The 16,922-nt window shown below is 36.6% G+C and carries 14 protein-coding genes, 1 tRNA gene and 1 pseudogene; 13 read left to right on the forward strand and 3 right to left on the reverse strand.

Annotation, left to right across the window (positions count from 1 at the left end):
- Positions 1 to 63: 63 nt before the first annotated feature.
- The 4 genes from DRZ96_RS05780 to DRZ96_RS05795 are packed head-to-tail and all read left to right on the forward strand — an operon-like array spanning position 64 to position 4,857.
- Positions 64 to 1,053, forward strand: coding sequence for an RluA family pseudouridine synthase (locus DRZ96_RS05780; protein WP_112889927.1), 990 nt, complete (start codon positions 64 to 66; stop codon positions 1,051 to 1,053).
- Positions 1,034 to 3,637 carry a PD-(D/E)XK nuclease family protein gene (locus tag DRZ96_RS05785; RefSeq protein ID WP_112889928.1) on the forward strand — a complete coding sequence of 868 codons (2,604 nt, stop codon included), beginning with the start codon at positions 1,034 to 1,036 and terminating at the stop codon, positions 3,635 to 3,637. The genes DRZ96_RS05780 and DRZ96_RS05785 overlap by 20 nt, the downstream gene beginning before the upstream one ends.
- Positions 3,630 to 4,169, forward strand: a complete 540-nt coding sequence (locus DRZ96_RS05790) for a 5-formyltetrahydrofolate cyclo-ligase (protein WP_112889929.1) — start codon at positions 3,630 to 3,632, stop codon at positions 4,167 to 4,169. Before DRZ96_RS05785 ends, DRZ96_RS05790 begins: the two co-directional genes overlap by 8 nt.
- A complete protein-coding gene (locus DRZ96_RS05795) occupies positions 4,162 to 4,857 on the forward strand; it encodes a CPBP family intramembrane glutamic endopeptidase (protein WP_112890577.1) in 696 nt (231 codons plus the stop codon). The genes DRZ96_RS05790 and DRZ96_RS05795 overlap by 8 nt, the downstream gene beginning before the upstream one ends.
- Positions 4,858 to 5,096: 239 nt before the next feature.
- On the opposite strand, the gene DRZ96_RS05800 is transcribed toward DRZ96_RS05795, so the two are convergent.
- On the reverse strand, positions 5,097 to 5,981 hold the full coding sequence (locus DRZ96_RS05800; protein ID WP_112889930.1) for a YitT family protein: 885 nt from the start codon (positions 5,979 to 5,981) through the stop codon (positions 5,097 to 5,099).
- A 416-nt stretch (positions 5,982 to 6,397) separates the two neighbouring features.
- Here DRZ96_RS05800 and DRZ96_RS05805 point away from each other — a divergent pair, with 416 nt between their 5' ends.
- The 3 genes and pseudogenes from DRZ96_RS05805 to DRZ96_RS05815 all read left to right on the forward strand — a co-directional run bounded on the left by DRZ96_RS05805 (position 6,398) and on the right by DRZ96_RS05815 (position 9,314).
- A complete protein-coding gene (locus tag DRZ96_RS05805; protein ID WP_112889931.1) occupies positions 6,398 to 7,663 on the forward strand; it encodes a Glu/Leu/Phe/Val family dehydrogenase in 1,266 nt (421 codons plus the stop codon).
- 185 nt (positions 7,664 to 7,848) lie between these two features.
- Positions 7,849 to 8,305: pseudogene (tnpA, locus tag DRZ96_RS05810) on the forward strand (IS200/IS605 family transposase).
- A gap of 553 nt (positions 8,306 to 8,858) precedes the next feature.
- Entirely contained in the window at positions 8,859 to 9,314 is a 456-nt protein-coding gene (locus DRZ96_RS05815; protein ID WP_070702394.1) for a VOC family protein, read from the forward strand.
- 122 nt (positions 9,315 to 9,436) lie between these two features.
- Here DRZ96_RS05815 and DRZ96_RS05820 read toward each other — a convergent pair.
- A tRNA-Cys gene (locus tag DRZ96_RS05820) sits at positions 9,437 to 9,510 on the reverse strand.
- Positions 9,511 to 9,656: 146 nt separating this feature from the next.
- On the opposite strand from DRZ96_RS05820, the gene DRZ96_RS05825 reads away from it, so the two are divergent.
- The 3 genes from DRZ96_RS05825 to DRZ96_RS05835 are packed head-to-tail and all read left to right on the forward strand — an operon-like array spanning position 9,657 to position 11,945.
- Positions 9,657 to 10,133 carry a dihydrofolate reductase gene (locus tag DRZ96_RS05825; protein ID WP_112889932.1) on the forward strand — a complete coding sequence of 159 codons (477 nt, stop codon included), beginning with the start codon at positions 9,657 to 9,659 and terminating at the stop codon, positions 10,131 to 10,133.
- Positions 10,130 to 10,804, forward strand: a complete 675-nt coding sequence (locus DRZ96_RS05830) for a response regulator transcription factor (RefSeq protein ID WP_112889933.1) — start codon at positions 10,130 to 10,132, stop codon at positions 10,802 to 10,804. Before DRZ96_RS05825 ends, DRZ96_RS05830 begins: the two co-directional genes overlap by 4 nt.
- On the forward strand, positions 10,791 to 11,945 hold the full coding sequence (locus DRZ96_RS05835) for a sensor histidine kinase (protein WP_112889934.1): 1,155 nt from the start codon (positions 10,791 to 10,793) through the stop codon (positions 11,943 to 11,945). Before DRZ96_RS05830 ends, DRZ96_RS05835 begins: the two co-directional genes overlap by 14 nt.
- Positions 11,946 to 11,955: 10 nt before the next feature.
- Here DRZ96_RS05835 and lepB read toward each other — a convergent pair whose 3' ends face one another.
- Positions 11,956 to 12,474, reverse strand: a complete 519-nt coding sequence (gene lepB / locus DRZ96_RS05840; RefSeq protein ID WP_112889935.1) for a signal peptidase I — start codon at positions 12,472 to 12,474, stop codon at positions 11,956 to 11,958.
- A gap of 81 nt (positions 12,475 to 12,555) precedes the next feature.
- Between lepB and DRZ96_RS05845 the strand changes: the two genes are divergently transcribed.
- The 3 genes from DRZ96_RS05845 to DRZ96_RS05855 are packed head-to-tail and all read left to right on the forward strand — an operon-like array spanning position 12,556 to position 16,898.
- Positions 12,556 to 14,112 carry an NAD(P)/FAD-dependent oxidoreductase gene (locus DRZ96_RS05845; RefSeq protein ID WP_112889936.1) on the forward strand — a complete coding sequence of 519 codons (1,557 nt, stop codon included), beginning with the start codon at positions 12,556 to 12,558 and terminating at the stop codon, positions 14,110 to 14,112.
- The gene (locus DRZ96_RS05850) at positions 14,106 to 14,570 is read left to right on the forward strand and encodes a tRNA (cytidine(34)-2'-O)-methyltransferase (RefSeq protein ID WP_112889937.1); all 465 of its coding nucleotides are present in this window, start codon (positions 14,106 to 14,108) and stop codon (positions 14,568 to 14,570) included. The genes DRZ96_RS05845 and DRZ96_RS05850 overlap by 7 nt, the downstream gene beginning before the upstream one ends.
- Before the next feature lie 27 nt (positions 14,571 to 14,597).
- The gene (locus DRZ96_RS05855) at positions 14,598 to 16,898 is read left to right on the forward strand and encodes an ATP-dependent DNA helicase (protein ID WP_112889938.1); all 2,301 of its coding nucleotides are present in this window, start codon (positions 14,598 to 14,600) and stop codon (positions 16,896 to 16,898) included.
- Positions 16,899 to 16,922 lie beyond the last annotated feature (24 nt).

The raw sequence follows: 16,922 nt of genomic DNA on the forward strand, positions 1-16,922 counted from the left end.
TTTTCATCATGTTTTGATATAATTATATCAGCAAAGGCTTAAAATGAAAAGTTTGGAGATTTTATGAGAAAAATTATTATTAATAAAAATGACGAGGGAAGAAGGCTGGATAGGTTTTTGAAAATCTATTTTGAAAAGGCTCCTCTTTCCTTTATTTATAAAAATTTGAGAAAGAAAAACATTAAAGTCAATGGGAAGAAGGCCAAGCCCGAGGACATCTTAAGTGATGGGGACGAGATAAAATTATTTTTGGCAGAGGAAACTATTGAGAAGTTCAAAAAAGATATAAGGAAGTCAAAAAATTCTAAACTGCCAGATATTTTGTATGAGGATGATGACATAATACTTGTGAAGAAGCCCATCAACATGCTCACTCACAATGATTCTAAGGGATACCAGGACAATGCCCTTGACAGGATGGTGGACTATCTCATTGCCAAGGGAGATTATAATCCAAGGCTGGAGAAATCCTTTAGGCCTGCCTTTGTCAACAGGCTTGACAGGAACACTTCTGGCATTTTAATTGGGGCAAAGAATTTGAAATCCTTGCAGGACTTGAATAAGGCCATAAAAAATAGGGAGATAAAAAAACTCTATGTCACTCTTGTGGCTGGAGAAGTCAAAAAAGATTTTGATGTTGACATCAACCTTAAAAAGACTGGGAACAATGTCATGAAAAAGGCCTCAAGAGATGAGGGCAAGAGGTCTCTTACAAAGTTTAGGGTCCTTAAGTCTAACAAAGACTACTCATTTCTTTCTGTCAACCTAATTACTGGCAGGACCCACCAAATTAGGGCATCCTTGAAGGAAGAGGGCCTCGCCATTGTTGGGGACAGGAAGTATGGGGACCCTAGGACCAACAAGGTCTTTAGGGAGAGGGGACTGGACTCGCAGTTCCTCCACAATTATGCCATAGTTTTTGAGTCAGATGATTTTAAAAATCTAAAAGACAAGTCCTTTGTCTACCTACCTGATGGAAAGATGAAGACCATAGCCGAGGATATTTTTAAGATAAATTTAGGTGATTTATTAAATGAAGAAAATAATTTTTAGGTCTCCCAGGGAAGACTTAGGATTTGAAAAATTAAAGGGCGAGAGGACTTTATTTATCTTGCCCTCTCAATCTGCCATAAATTTTTACATAAGGGACATGCTGGGCAGGGGCATGGACATAAATAAGACTGAGTTCGAGACCTTTGATGGAATTGGAAGAAGAAATAGGGCAAAGAGGCCTGATTCTGTTTTAAAATACCTTGTCCTTTCAAAGATTCTCAAGGAAAACTTAAGTGATCTTAAAATTTTTCCAGAAACTGTGGATATAATTTTGGATTTTTTTGATGACATTGCAGAAAATTATTTGGGATCAAGTGATATTGAGAAGATTCCCGGGAAAATTTTCAAAGATTTGGGGAGAGTCTTTGATATTTATAGGGAATATTTTGCAGCCAGGTCCTTTGACATTTACGGGAGAGTCAAGGAAGAGGCCATTAGGGGGACTAGGTTTGACACCATAATTATTTCTGGATTTTTGGAGTTTGGCAAGTCCGAAGAAGAGATAATAAAAATTTTGTCGGGACTTGATGGGAAAAATATTTTTATAGACATCCCCTTTAATTTTATGGAGTCAGACCTTGTGGATGGACTTATAAAAAATTTGCAAGGCCTTGGCTTTGAACTTGAGGAAAGAGAAGGTCTTGATTACAAAAAGGAAATTGATAGAGAAAAGATAAAAATATTGTCTTCAAAAGATAATTTTTATAACTTATTTTTTTCTAACTTGAAGTTACTTTTAAAGGAAGAAAAAGTTAGTGACCTGACAATTTTAAGTGGTTCTCCTAGTCTTTCAGAAAAAGTTCGCCAAAGGGAAGGCTTTGAAGGTCTAGAATTTAACCTTCCAAGGAAGGAAAGGTCCCTACTTGAAAGGGAATTTATCACGCTTTTAGATTATTTTCTCGACAAGTCCAAGGAAAATACCTTGAAAAGAGTTCGTCTTTCCTATTTCCCTTTGCCACTTGATGTCACAAATCTAGAAGCAAGTCTTATGGCCTATAATTTTAAAAATTTAGGAGACATAGATTTTTCTAGGATCAAGGACCTTAGGCTAAATGAGGGAGAACTGGATGATTTTTTAAGTGGAGTCCAACTTCTTCAGGATGAGAATATTCTTCAAAAGGAAGATGTGACTTATTATCTGGAATTTTTCAAAAACTATCTGGAGACTGCCAGGGGAAAAATTGAAAATGACTTAAAGAGAAATCCTGAAAGTCCAAGAAGACGTGACGGGAGATTTTTGGAAGAACTTGATGAGGTCCTTATAAAAATGGAGGGCTTGGGAGATTTTTATGAGTCCATAGACCTTGATGACTTTGTCTTGATATTAAAAAAATATATGGAAAAGATTAGGCTTGATGAGGTCCAAAACCTTGAAGGTCTAGAAATCTCAAGTCAGGCTTCCAATTATTATAGGGGCTTTAAAAATTTAATATTAATAGGCTTTGACCACTCCTACCAAGAGGACAAGAAGGCAAATTTCATCTACAAGAAGGAGACTCAAGGGGCCATGGAAGACCTTGGACTTGTAAGGGATAATTTTAAGAGAGACTATTTTTATTTGATTTATGATTTACTTGTGGCAGAAAAGGTCTTGATCCTAACTGGCGATAGGGAAAGAGGTTTTTCAAAAGTCTTAAACTCTTTAATTTTTGACTTGGACCTAGAAGTCCTTGAAGTTGAGAAAATTTATGAGACGGGAAGGCTTTACAGGACAAGGGAGGTCAAGGACCACAATTATATAATTGATGATAGAGAGCTTGGGGAAATTAACAAGAAGATTTCTGAAAGGCCTTACTCTGTAACGGACTTTGACATCCTAAAGGACTGCCCGAGACGCTTTCTCTTTGAGAGGGTCTACAGGATAGGCAAGTTGGAAAAAGATTATGAAGACAGGTTTTATCTTGACCTGGGAGAAAAATACCACAGGGTTTTGGAAAAGTATTTCAAAAAAGAAGATGACTTTAATGAAGACAGTTTGTTAAAAATTATTTTGGAAGTTGAAAATCTTGGAGACTTTGATGATCTTTCCTTCTTGGATAAAGTTTCTGTCCTAAATTCTCAAAGGATCCTTGGAGATTATATAAAGAAGGACTTGGAGGGCCAGGCCAAGTATGGTTACAAGCCAGCTTATTTTGAAGAGGGCTTTGAAACTGAAATTGCTGGTCTAAAGATAAGGGGAAGGATTGACAGGATTGATGCCCTTGGTGACAATGAAATCCTCATGGACTACAAGAGGTCTTCGGTGAAAAAGAAAAAAGAAATTGAAGAGCTAAAGTCCTTCCAAATGCCTCTTTATGCTATAGGTAGAAAAAAACTGGGTAAGAATATATCGATGGCGGCCTACGGGTCAGTCAAGAGGGGAGAAGTTTCCACTGTGATAAAAAATTCCGACATCCTGCCAAAGGACGATAGGGGACAATATTATTTCACAGAGGAAGACTTAAATGAACTCCTAAATAAATTTGAAGATGAGATAGGGAGACTGGCTTCTTCTATAAGGTCTGGGGACTATGAGTCTTCAAGTGACTGCAAGAATTGTGATTACCTAGAGATTTGTGAGAACAAGGAGAATTTTAATGGATAAAAAAGAATTGAGAAAGAAATATACAAAAGTAAGAGCAGATGTTGAGGACAAGGAAGGTAAGGATAGGCTAATAAGAGATAACTTGCGACAACTTGATATCTACAAGAAGGCAAAATCTGTTTTTGTTTTTATCTCTTATAAGTCTGAAGTTGATACAAGAGGAATAATTGAAGACATCTTGGCTGATGGGAAGAAACTTTTAGTTCCCCTTGTAAAGGGCAGTGAGATGATTGCTGTTGAAGTAAAGGGGATTGATGACCTTGAGCCAAACAAGATGGGAATCTTGGAACCAAAATCTGGAGATGAAGTGACAGATGTGGACTTAACTATTACACCGGGACTTGCCTTTGACAAGGAAGGATACAGGCTTGGCTACGGTGGAGGCTACTATGACAAGTTCTTCGCCAAGGTAGACACAGTGAGGATGGGGATTGGATATTCTGACCAATATGTGGAAAGCCTTGTTCACGAAGATTATGATAAAGCCTTGGAATATCTTTTGACTGAAGAAGGGCTGATTGAATTTGAATAAGTATAAAAGGACTTATCCAAGAATAGAAGCCAAGACTTGGAAGTGGGTCCTGTCCCTCTTCCTTGCCATAGGGTCCTTCTTCTTAGTTAGCTTGGTCTTTGCTCTTTTTGGGATTGAAAATGAAATCCTCATGGCCCTTTTGATAAGTGTCTTGTCCCTAATGTCCCTTTGGGTGGTGGACAGGAGATTTATTTTAAAAATTTTCTTGCCCCTCAAGATGAAAGACCTCTTATATATATTAATAGGACTTGGATTTTCTTTTGTGGCAGTAATTTTTGCATCAATTGTAATGGCTCAAATGGGAGTCCAAGGTTCAGCTAATCCAATTTTTGATATTTTGACTGATGAAAATATAAAGAGGTTTATTGTTTCCACTATGGTTCAGTTTATTGCCGAGGAAATTATCTTTATCATCCCCTTCTTGTTTGTTATTAACAAGATGAGGACAAAGAATGATAAGTTAAAGACCTTTGTGGCAATACTTGTGTCATCAGTGATTTTTGGGGCCATGCACCTTTCAACTTACAACTTCAACATTGTCCAGGCAGTCCTTGTGATTTCCATAATTAGAACTGGACTTTCCATGTCCTATGTCTTGTCAAAGAACTTGACAGTGACTTACCTAGTCCACATGATTTACGACTGGGTCTTGATTTGGATTTACTTGGCAGCAGGACAAATGGCTTGAATTTATAAATGTTTGTGACTTTATAAATTATTATGAAGTTATGAAAAATTATGAGTTAGTAAATTATTATAAAGTCGTGAAAAAAATGTGACTTTGTAAATCTTAATAAATTTATAGAAAAATGTGACTTTGTAGATTATTATGGAGCCATGAAAAACTAGAAAATTAAAAAACTAAATAAGCTTGTAAAAATAACAAAAACCACGACTTGATAATCGTGGTTTTTTTATTTCGTAAAATTAAATTGAAATTTCCTTGAAGCCATTGCCAAGGATTTCTGATGTGTCAGAAACTGTGACAAAGGCATCCTTGTCAGTGTGTTTTACTATTTGCCTAAGCTTGACAAGTTGTCTTGAAGAGCAGACAACGTAGAGGATGTAGACGTCCTTCTTCTTGTAGGAAGTCACTCCCTTAATATAAGTTGCTCCCCTGTGGACTTCTGCATAAATTTCCTTTGCAATCTCTTCATTATAATCAGAAATAATTAGGACTTGCTTTTGCTTGCCAACTCCCAATTGGATCCTATCAATAACAGTGTAGTTAATAAACATTAGGATAAGTGTGAATAGAACCTTGTCAATGGAGTAAAGGTAACCAAGGCAAGAAACTATTATGAGGTTAATGGCCATTAGGACGTTGCCAATAGTTATGTTAAATTTCTTCTTTAATATAGCGGCTATTATGTCGAGACCACCAGTTGATGTTCCATTCCTAAAGGCAAAGCCTGCGCCAATTCCATTTAAGAGGCCACCAAAGATACAGGCAAGGATGGGCTCCTGAGTGAGATAAAATCCTGGGGCAAGTTTTTCGAAAAAGGAAATGAACATAGATAGAAGAAAAATTACAAGGGTTGAAAAAAATGTAAAGTCCTTATCTAAAAATATGAGACTTAAAATTGATGTTGGAAGGTTCAACAAGAAGACTAGTAGGGGAAGGCTAAGGCCTGTGACATTGGAAGTCAAAATTGATAGACCTGTGAGTCCTCCCGATATAAGTAGGTTGGGTTTAATAATATATGTAATTGAAAAGGCAGTTATTATGCTACAAAAGATTACAGAAAGCAATTTCCTGCCAAATGTTTTAGAAAAAAACCAGTCCTTTAGACTAACTTTTTGTAAGTTCACACTATCACCTCAGTTGTTATGATACACTATATTAAAGGAAATTATAAGCTATAAATTTATTAAATAGAAGGATCTTATATGGAGAAAAAATTGGTAAAATGTAATGAGAAAGCTTGGAGCCTTAAGGCTTTAGCAAGTTAATGAAAATGATTACAGGACTGAAAAATCTAAGATTTTTTAAGTATAAAGATAAATTTCTTAAGAATAAAAATATAGACTAAAAATAATAAAAAAAGGGCCATTGTTTACGAATTGAATTAATAAGGGCAAAAAAAAATAAAATGATTAAACTAAAATTATAATTTCAAACAATTAGTTAAACTTAGTGGCCTTGCTTGAACTTAATATTTCTATTTGCTATAATTAAGACTGTAAGAAATGGTTATCATGATTATACATAAAGGAGAGTGTTAAAAATGACAGATACTTTAAATCCGTTAGTAGCAGCTCAACAAAAAGTTAAGGCTGCATGTGACAAGCTAGGTTGTGACCCAGCTGTTTATGAAATTCTAAAAGAACCTGAAAGAGTAATTGAAATTTCTATTCCAGTAAAGATGGATGATGGTTCAGTTAAAGTTTTCAAAGGTTGGAGATCAGCTCACTCAACAGCAGTTGGTCCTGCTAAAGGTGGATGTAGATTCCATCCAAATGTAAACCTTGACGAAGTTAAGGCTCTTTCACTTTGGATGACTTTCAAAGGTGGCGCACTTGGCCTTCCATACGGTGGAGGAAAAGGTGGAATTTGTGTTGACCCATCAGAACTTTCTGATAGAGAATTAGAACAACTTTCAAGAGGTTGGGTAAGAGGACTTCACAAATACCTTGGAGAAAGAATTGATATTCCAGCTCCAGACGTTAACACTAACGGACAAATTATGTCTTGGTTCATTGATGAATACATCAAACTAAGCGGAGACAGACAAGATATAGGAACTTTCACAGGTAAACCAGTTGGACTTGGTGGATCTGAAGGAAGAAACGAAGCAACAGGATTTGGTGTTGCAGTAGTAACTAGAGAAGCTGCTAAACGTGAAGGAATTGACTTCAAACACGCTAAGATTGCAGTTCAAGGTTTCGGTAACGTTGGATCTTTCACAGTTAAAAACATTGAAAGACAAGGCGGAAAAGTTTACGCTCTAGCTGAATGGGACAAAAAAGAAGGAAACTACGCTCTATACAATGAAAATGGACTAGACTTCAAAAAACTTCTTGATTACAAGAACGAACACCACACACTAATCGGCTACCCAGATGCAAAACAAATCTCAGCTGATGATTTCTGGACAGGCGAATGGGATATCTTAATTCCAGCAGCTCTAGAAAACGTAATTACTGGTGACGTTGCTCAAAAACTTAATGTTAAATTAGTTTGTGAAGCAGCTAACGGTCCTACAACTCCAGAAGGAGACAAGGTTCTTACTGAAAGAGGAATCAAACTTACTCCAGACATCTTAACTAACTCTGGTGGAGTTCTAGTTTCTTACTACGAATGGGTTCAAAACCAATACGGAATGTACTGGACAGAAGCTGAAGTAGAAGAAAAACAAGAAGCTGACATGATGAAAGCTATCGAAGGCGTATTCGGCGTTTGTGACGAATTTGATGTAGTTCCTAGAGAAGGAGTTTACATGTACGCTATCCAATCAATTGACAAAGCTATGAAACTTAGAGGATGGTATTAATCCCTACAGTTAAATAAATGCTAAAAAAGCCGCAAGTTATCTTGCGGTTTTTTTGTAATTAGAATACCCCCGGTTGGACCGGGGGTTCAATTTAGCTTTAGCGATGAATAACAAAAAATAAAAAGACCTCCGTGTTAAAATAAATTTGTGGTTTACCAGAACACAAAAATAACAGGAGGTTTTTTATGAATTTAAATCATACACATAGTTTATCACACACAAAATGGAATTGTAAATACCATGTAGTGTTCGCTCCAAAATATAGAAGGAAAGTATTTTACGGAAGTAAAAGATTGGAAATAGGTGCAATATTAAGAGAGCTTTGCAACTGGAAGGGTGTTAACATAATAGAAGCAGAAGTTTGTCCAGATCATGTACACATGTTGCTAGAGATACCACCAAAATTGAGTGTGTCTAGTTTTATGGGATTTTTAAAAAGGGAAAAGCAGCATAATGATATATGACAAATGGGGTAGCTTAAAATACAAATATAGGGGAAGGCAATTTTGGTGCAGAGGATACTATGTAGATACAGCAGGCAAAAATACAAAAGCAATAAAAGAGTATATTCACAACCAACTTAAAGAAGATGAATTAAGTGGTCAGATAACCATGGACAATACAGACCACTTTAGGGGTTAGCAAGTAGAGATTGCAAGTGGTAAACCACAAGCGTCCTTGAGGCGCAGCTAGTAAAAAAGGTCCTTTGGACCGCAAAAGCAAAACCACCGGCTACGCCGGTGGATTTTTTATTGTGTTTATTTTTATTGGGAAGGGATTTTTTAATTATTAATTATAAGTTATTGTTAATTAAATCTTTGTAACTTTATAAATACTTGTGACCTGGGAATTTTTTCTCAGGTCATATTTTTTGTAGGCTTATAAGTAACTATGATTTAGAAAACTCTTATTAGTTAATAAATTTCCATGACTTAATAATTTTTTACTAGTTTATAAAAATTTATGACCTAATAATTTTTCGTAGTTTCGTAATTTTTTGTGATTTAGTAAATTTTTATGGATTAACAATTTTTTGTGACTTCCCAAGTTTCCATCAACTTATATTTTTGAAATTATAAATTTCTATAAGATATTAATTTTTATGGTAATAATCTCAATAAAACCAGGTCCAATTTTGACTAGGACCTAGCAACTTGTTATCATTAAGGAAGAAGACCTTTAAGGAGGTAATTTAATGATAAAAAATATAGCCCACATTGGACTAACGGTTAGGGACCTTGACAGATCAATTGAATTTTATAGGGATGTCCTTGGACTTGACTACAAGGGATACATGTATATGGAGGGTGAGTCAACAGACAGGCTCTTCAATGGCAAAGACATAAGGGCCAAGGTTGCCTACCTAAGTCCCATGACAGGAGAAGGCTGTCCTGATGTTGAACTTATTGAGTTTGAAAGAGGAGAAGTTAAAGATGATGAGCCTTCACTTTTTAAGACTTCAATATCAGAACTTTGTTTTGGGGTGGAAGATATAGAAGGATTTTATAAGGACTTACTTGATAAGGGAGTAGGAGTCATGTCTTCGCCACAAGTTTTTGACTCCACAGAATATGGCTTTGGCAAGAGCAAGGCCCTTTACTTTTATGATCCCGATGGGAATATCCTCGAAGCTATTGAGTCTCTTGACTAAAGTTAAATTTATAAGGGAGATTGAGCTAATAAGAAATTATTGGGACTAAAGAATTCATGACTTATAAAAAATAAAAAAATGCAAAAAAAAATCTACTGAAAAATTCAGTAGACTTTTTATTATGGAGGCGACAACCGGATTTGAACCGGTGATAAGGGTGTTGCAGACCCGTGCCTTACCACTTGGCTATGTCGCCATAACAACATTAGTATAGCAGACAATGAAAAAAATTACAAGTGAAAATTTGATTTAAAATTTAAATAGGAAGAGAAGATAAAAAATCCTAGGCATAGTGAGACTTCTAGGATATTATATTTTTAAGGACAATTAAAGGAGGACGAAATGAAACTACTAATTTTAGTTGATAATAATAATGCCATTGCCAAAGATGGCGAGCAAATTATGTTTGTTGATGATGACCTTGAGATGTTCAAGAACTACACTACAAATAATATTATTGTAATGGGACGTAAGACTTTTGACGATATTGGAAGGCAACTTCCCAATAGGATATCTGTAGTCTTCACTAGGTCAGAGAAAGAAGATAAGGAAGACTTGTTCTACGTAGACTCAGAGGAAAAGCTTGATGAAATTATAAAAAAATATCCAAACAAGGAAGTCTTTGTCATTGGTGGGGCAGAAATTGTCAAACTCCTTTGGGATAGGATTGACGAACTTATTGTGACAAGAGTGGACACAGTAGTGGAAGGTGCTGATACCTTTATACCAGATTTTGACGATTTCAAATTAGTTGATAAGACAGAAATAAAAGATCCAAATTACAAGGTCTACCATGAAAAATGGGTTAGGGAAAAATGAAAATTTTAATTGTTGAAGATGAGGAAAAACTTTTAAAGTCCATCAAGGAAGGTCTAGTTCACTCAGGCTACGCAGTTGATACTGCCCTAGACGGAGATGAGGGGTCCTTTATGGCCTTTACAAATTCTTATGACCTTATAATCTTGGATATAAACTTGCCTGGAAAGAATGGTTTTGAAATCTTGGAAGAGATAAGAGACCGTGACAAGGAGGTCAATGTCATAATGTTAACTGCCCTATCAGATGTTGACGACAGGGTTAGGGGACTTGATCTGGGAGCCAACGATTATATCTTAAAACCCTTCCATTTTGAGGAATTAAAGGCGAGGATTAGGTCCCTTTTGAGACGTAAGACCTCAATTAGTGACTCTCTTATAAGGGCCCATGGAGTTGAGTTTGACACAATAAAGAGGACCTTCACAATAAATAAAGAGCCTCTAAAGTTAACTGCCAAGGAAGCTGGGATCTTGGAATATTTATTTTTTAATTTGGGAAGGTATGTAACTGCTGAAGAGTTAATGGACCATGTTTGGAATGATGAGGTGGACCTCTTCTCCAATGTTGTGAGGGTTCACATGTCTGCTCTTAGGAGAAAGCTAAAGGACAGGCTTGGCAAAAATATTATAAGAAATGAAATTGGAAAGGGCTACATTATTGATGAAGAAAATTAAAAATGTGAAGAATACTCTTATCTTCAAACTTATCCTTTCAATTATTTTAATTTTTATTATAATGACGGCGACTTCCAATTATATTATTGGAAGGTATCAGGAAAAGAGAATCCAAGACATAGGGGAAAAACTTATAGTGGAAGAGACAAAGAGGGGAAATGAAGATTATTTTATTGTCCTTGAAGACTCAAAGTTAAAGTCCACAAGGGAGATTAAAAACTTTTCCCTAATAGTTATGGGGTCTACCATTGCCCTTGGGTCCTTGGTTTATTATTTTTTAGTTTCTAGAAGCCTTAAGCCCTTAAAGGAATTAAAGGAGAGGGTCCAAGAAATTGACATTGACAATGTAAGGAACCAAGAAAATATCTACATGCCTGGTCAGTCACAGGAGATTAGTGACCTGTCTCTTGCCTTTCAAAAGTCTATGGATAAGATTTATGGGTCCTATGCAAGGGAGAAGGCCCTGTCATCATCTATTGCCCATGAGCTAAACACCCCAGTGGCTGTTATGAAGTCTTCTCTTGAGATTTATCTAATGAAAAATAAAATTGAAGACCAAGAATTAAAGGAACTTCTGGAAAATTTTGATGAGAATATCGACAGGATTTCAAAAATTATTGAGTCACTTTTATTTTTAAATCGAAGGGAAAATGCAGTTTTAAGAAATTTTAACATAAGAGACTTGGTGGAAGAAATTGCCTTTGACTTGGAAGAACTAGCTGAAGATAAAAGTATAAGAATAATTTCTAAAGTGGCGAGTAAAGAAATTTACACCAGCGATATCCTCTTGGAGAGGGTTCTTTACAATCTTGGGAAGAATGCCATCTCTTACAATAGAGATGGAGGAGATGTGGTCTTTGATTTCTCTGAAGATGATGAAAATTATTTTATGTATGTCAAAGACACAGGCCCTGGGATTGATGAAGAAGATAGGGAAAAAGTTTTTGATTTATTTTATAGGATAGATGAATCGAGAAATAAAAAGACTGGTGGCTATGGAATTGGCCTAAATCTTGTGAAAAATATTGTAGAAAAGTTAGGCGGCAAAGTCCTGATTAGTGACAATGTAAATGAAGATGGAGAAATAAGGGGGACAGTCTTTGATGTGAGACTTCCTAAAATAAAAGAAGAGACCCAGTGAGGTCTCTTTTTTAATAATTATTTATAAATTTTTTTGAATTTAGTGGAAAAATCCTGTAGAAGGGATGGGACCTTATACTTTTTATCTTAATTGGTCCAAATTCTCTTGAGTCAACAGACCCTCTGGGGCTTCTGTTGTCGCCAAGGACAAAGAGCTCATCTTCTTTTACATTAAAGACTCTTGTGGGAGACAGGGTGTAGGGTTTTTCCTCAAAATATTTTTCTTCTAAAATTTTTCCATCAATGTAAATTGATCCGTCGTAAATTTCGACTTTCTCTCCAGGAAGTCCAACAATTCTTTTGATTAACATCTTCTTCTCTGAAGGAGACTTGAAGACAATTATGTCCCCTCTTTTGTAATCTTTTTTGAACCTGTAGAGGGAAGAAGAGAGGATTATGTCATTGGGCTTCACTGTTGGATACATTGATGTTTGCTGGACTCTCACCACGTTAAAAAGAAAGCTTCTTACAAAAAGGGCGAGAAGGACAGCAATAATTATAACTTTTATGTATGAATAATCTTTTTGCATATTTACCTCCTCTTTCATTATAGCATTTGTGAGAATTGATAAAAGAGACTTTTTTCGTGTTATAATGTCCTTGGTGAAAAAATGATAATTTTAAGAAATATAAAAATTCCCTATGACAAGGACCAAGGGTTTTTGAGGGAGAAAATAGAAAAAGAAATAAATAAGAAGGATTTTGACTTTAAGATTTACAAAAAATCTCTCGATGCAAGGAAGGGATTGAATTTTGTCTACCAAGTTGTCATTGGCTTAGATCTTGATGAAATAGACAAGAAAGTCCAAAAGAGACTTAAGAATAATCTGGCAGTCTTTAAGGAAGAGAAGCTTCAAGTTGAAAACAAAAATGGAGTCAAGTCAGCAGTAATTGTTGGAACTGGACCTGCAGGACTTTTTGCAGCCTACCTCCTTGCAAAGAAGGGTGTCAAAGTGACCCTAATTGAGAGGGGGAAGCCAGTTGACGAAAGGGTCAAAGACATTGAAGAACTCCACAAAAAAGGAGTCTTAAATGAGGAGTCCAACGTCCAATTTGGGGAAGGTGGAGCAGGAACTTTTTCTGATGGAAAGTTGACTTCACGTTCCAAGGACAAGAGGATGGGTAAGATTTTCGATATCTTCGTTGACCATGGTGCTCCAGAAGAAATTCTCTATGAGCAAAAGCCTCACATTGGGACAGATATCTTGCGTGACGTCATAAAAAACATGAGAAAAGAAATTGAAGACTTAGGTGGGACCTACCACTTTAGCGAGAAGTTTTTGGACTTTGAGCTTGAAGAAGGAAAGGTTAGTAAAATTATAACCGACAAGGGTGACTATAAAGCCGATGCCTACATCTTGGCCCTTGGAAATTCTGCACGTGACACTTTTAGGACCCTAGATGGCCATGGACTTATTGAGTCTAAGCCTTTTGCAGTTGGCTTTAGGATTGAACACCTGAGAAAGGATATTGAGCTTGCTCAATTTGGGATGAATTCAGATAAACTGCCAGGAGCAACTTATCAATTAAATGTAACTGATAAGGACTTTGATCATTCAGTTTATACTTTTTGCATGTGCCCAGGTGGCTATGTTGTCAACTCCTCTTCCATTGAGGGACAAGTTTGCGTAAATGGAATGTCCTACCACGACAGGGATGGGGACAATTCTAACTCGGCTGTAGTTGCAACAATAGACGAAAAAATTTATGGTCAGGGAAATCTTGCTGGCATGAACTTTCAAAATGAGATTGAAAAAAATGCCTATGAAATGGGAGGAGGCAAGGCCCCAGTCCAAAGGCTAGGGGACTTTATGGAAGGTAAAGTTACAGAAAAGCTTGGTAAGGTCAAGCCGACTTTTATACCAGGATATGTCTTTGCCGACCTAAATGAAATTTATCCAGAATCTATTAACAAGGCTATAAAAAATGCCCTAAAGGTTATGGACAAGAGGGTAAAGGGCTTTGCAAGTGACGATGCAATCTTAACTGGTGTTGAAACTAGGACTTCTTCCCCAGTGAGAATTGTGAGAGAAAATTACAGGACCGAAAAATATAAAAACCTCTATCCCATTGGGGAGGGAGCAGGTTATTCTGGTGGAATAATTTCTTCTGCCCTTGACGGGATAAAGTGTGCCATAGAAATTTTAGAAGGAGATAAATCATGTTAAATATAGTATTTTATGAACCAGAAATTCCCTTTAACACAGGTGCCATAGCTAGGACTTGTGGACTTACACAGTCAAGGCTCCACCTCATAAGGCCCCTGGGTTTTTCTGTTGATGACACGCATCTAAAGAGGGCAGGCCTTGACTACTGGCATCTTGTGGATATTTCTTATTACGATTCCTATGAAGAACTTGTGGAAAAGTATCCTGATAACAACTTCTACCTTGCTTCGACTAAGGCAAAGAAAAAGTACACAGATGTTGAATACAAGGATGGGGACTTTATCGTTTTCGGTCCAGAAACTCGTGGTCTGCCAGAAGATTTAATTTTTGCAAATTATGAAAATGCCATAAGGATTCCTATGTTAAAAGACTTTGGCAGGAGTTTGAACCTATCAAACTCTGCAAATATAATTTTGTTTGAAGCCCTAAGGCAACTTGATTTTTTAGATTTAGAATAAGCTTATAAATAATAGAAAGGATTTATTGTGAAGGAAGTAAGAATCTCTGTAAGAAATTTAATAGAATTCGTCAAGAGGTCTGGCGACATAGACAGGAGATTCTTTTCCAACAAGAGGGCTGTGGAAGGGATCAAGGCACATCAAAAGGTCCAAAGAGAATACTCCAAGGACTTCTTGACAGAAGTTTTTTTGAGGACCACAGAAGAAATTGAGGGAATAAATTTTACTGTTGAGGGCCGTGCCGATGGGATTGAGGTCACAGACCAAGTGACAGTTGATGAAATTAAATCAACTACAAGGGAGCTAGAGGACCTTGAGAAAGAAGAAAACATAATGCACTGGGCCCAAGCCAAGTGCTATGCCTACATCTATGCCAAGGACCATGAACTTGATGAGATAAATGTCATGCTGACTTACTATCAGTTGGAGTCAGAAGAAATTTTAAACATAAAAAAGACTTTCACTTTTGGAGAACTTCGTGATTTTTTCATGGGAACTCTTGTGGAATATCTTGAGTTTTCAAAAAGGATAGTTGAGTGGAAGGACACAAGGGACCAGTCTATAAAAAAATTAAAATTCCCCTTTAAGTCCTTTAGGAAGGGGCAGAGAGAACTTTCTGTTGCAGTCTATAACACCATTGATGATGAAAATAAACTGTTTGTTGAAGCCCCAACGGGGATTGGCAAGTCAATCTCCACAATATTTCCAACAATTAAGGCCATGGGAGAGGACAAGATTGACAAGGCCTTTTACCTTGTGGCAAGGTCTACTGGTAAAAACGCAGCCAAGGACGGACTTGAAAGACTTTTAAATAAAAAACTCAGGTTAAAGCTTACAATTGTCACAGCCAAGGACAAGATCTGCATCAACGACAAGGTCGCCTGCAATCCCAAGGACTGTCCCTATGCCAAAGGTCACTTTGACAGGGTCAATGATGCTATAATCGACATCTTTGATGCCTGCGACAACTTTACAAGAGAAAATATTGAAAAGTTTGCAAGGCTCCACATGGTTTGTCCCTTTGAATACCAGCTTGACCTACTAGACTTTTCTGACTTTATTGTCTGCGACTACAATTACATATTTGACCCAACAGTATATCTAAAGAGATTTTTTGAAAATTCCATGCTGAGGTTCACCCTCCTAGTTGACGAGAGCCACAACCTCCTTGAAAGGGGGCGGGATATGTATTCGGCAGAAGTTTCTATTCCTGACCTTGAAAGATTAAGGGAGATCTTGCCAAAAAAGAGGAAGGCAGCGAGAAGACACTTGACTCAAGCCCTTGAAGAATTTCAAAAGTTGGACTCACGCAAGACTTTTTATTCTTATGAGTCTTTTATCGGATTTAATGGGGAAGTGGAGAAGACAGTTTTTTCCATGAACGACTTTTTGACCAAGGACAAGGACCAAGAAGATTATGAAGAAGCCTTGGATATTTATTTTGCCCTCTTTAACTACATCAAAATTTTGGAGTACTATAACAAGGATTTTGTTTCCATAAAGGACGAGGACAAGATAAGGATAAAGTCCCTTGACATTGCTCCAATCTTTAAAAATATTTTGAAGGCACCAAGGTCTTCCATATTTTTTTCTGCAACCCTAAACCCAATTAAGTATTATGGAAAACTTCTGGGGGCAGACGAAGAAACTTCCTACTATAAGATTGAATCTCCCTTTGACCCAAAAAATCTTTTAGTCCTTCGCAACAATAAAATTTCTACAGTTTATAGGGACAGGGAAGAATCAATTGACGAAATAATTGATAACCTCAGAGAATTTTCCCAAGATGATGGCAATTATATTTTCTTCTTCCCATCCTATTCCTACATGGAAGCAGTCTATGAGAGATATGTAGAAATTTATGGAGATGTCATCAAGCAAGAAAGAGAAATGACAGAAGGAGAGAGGGAAGAATTTTTAAACAACTTTACCTTCTCATCATCAACTAGGGCCTTTGCAGTTATGGGAGGAGTTTTCTCTGAAGGCATAGACTTAATTGGGGAAAGACTAAGGGGAGTTGCCATAATAAGTGTTGGCCTGCCTGGACTTTCTTACGAGAGAAATATTTTAAAGTCCCACTTCCAAAAAAAATACTCAAGGGGCTACGAGTACGCCTACATCTATCCAGGCATGATCAAGGTCATCCAATCAGCAGGCAGGGTCATAAGGACAGAAGATGATAGGGGGAAGATTCTCTTAATAGACAAGAGATTTTCACTCCCACCATATAATTTATTACTTCCTCACCACTGGCAAATTTTTGATTATGAAAAGCTAGATCAAATGAATTTGATTTTAGAAAACTTTACGAAAGAGAAAGGTAATTAAAATCACAAAAAAATAAAAAAGGAG

The sequence above is a fragment of the Peptoniphilus harei genome (assembly GCF_900454685.1).
Taxonomy (GTDB): Bacteria; Bacillota; Clostridia; order Tissierellales; family Peptoniphilaceae; genus Peptoniphilus_A; species Peptoniphilus_A harei.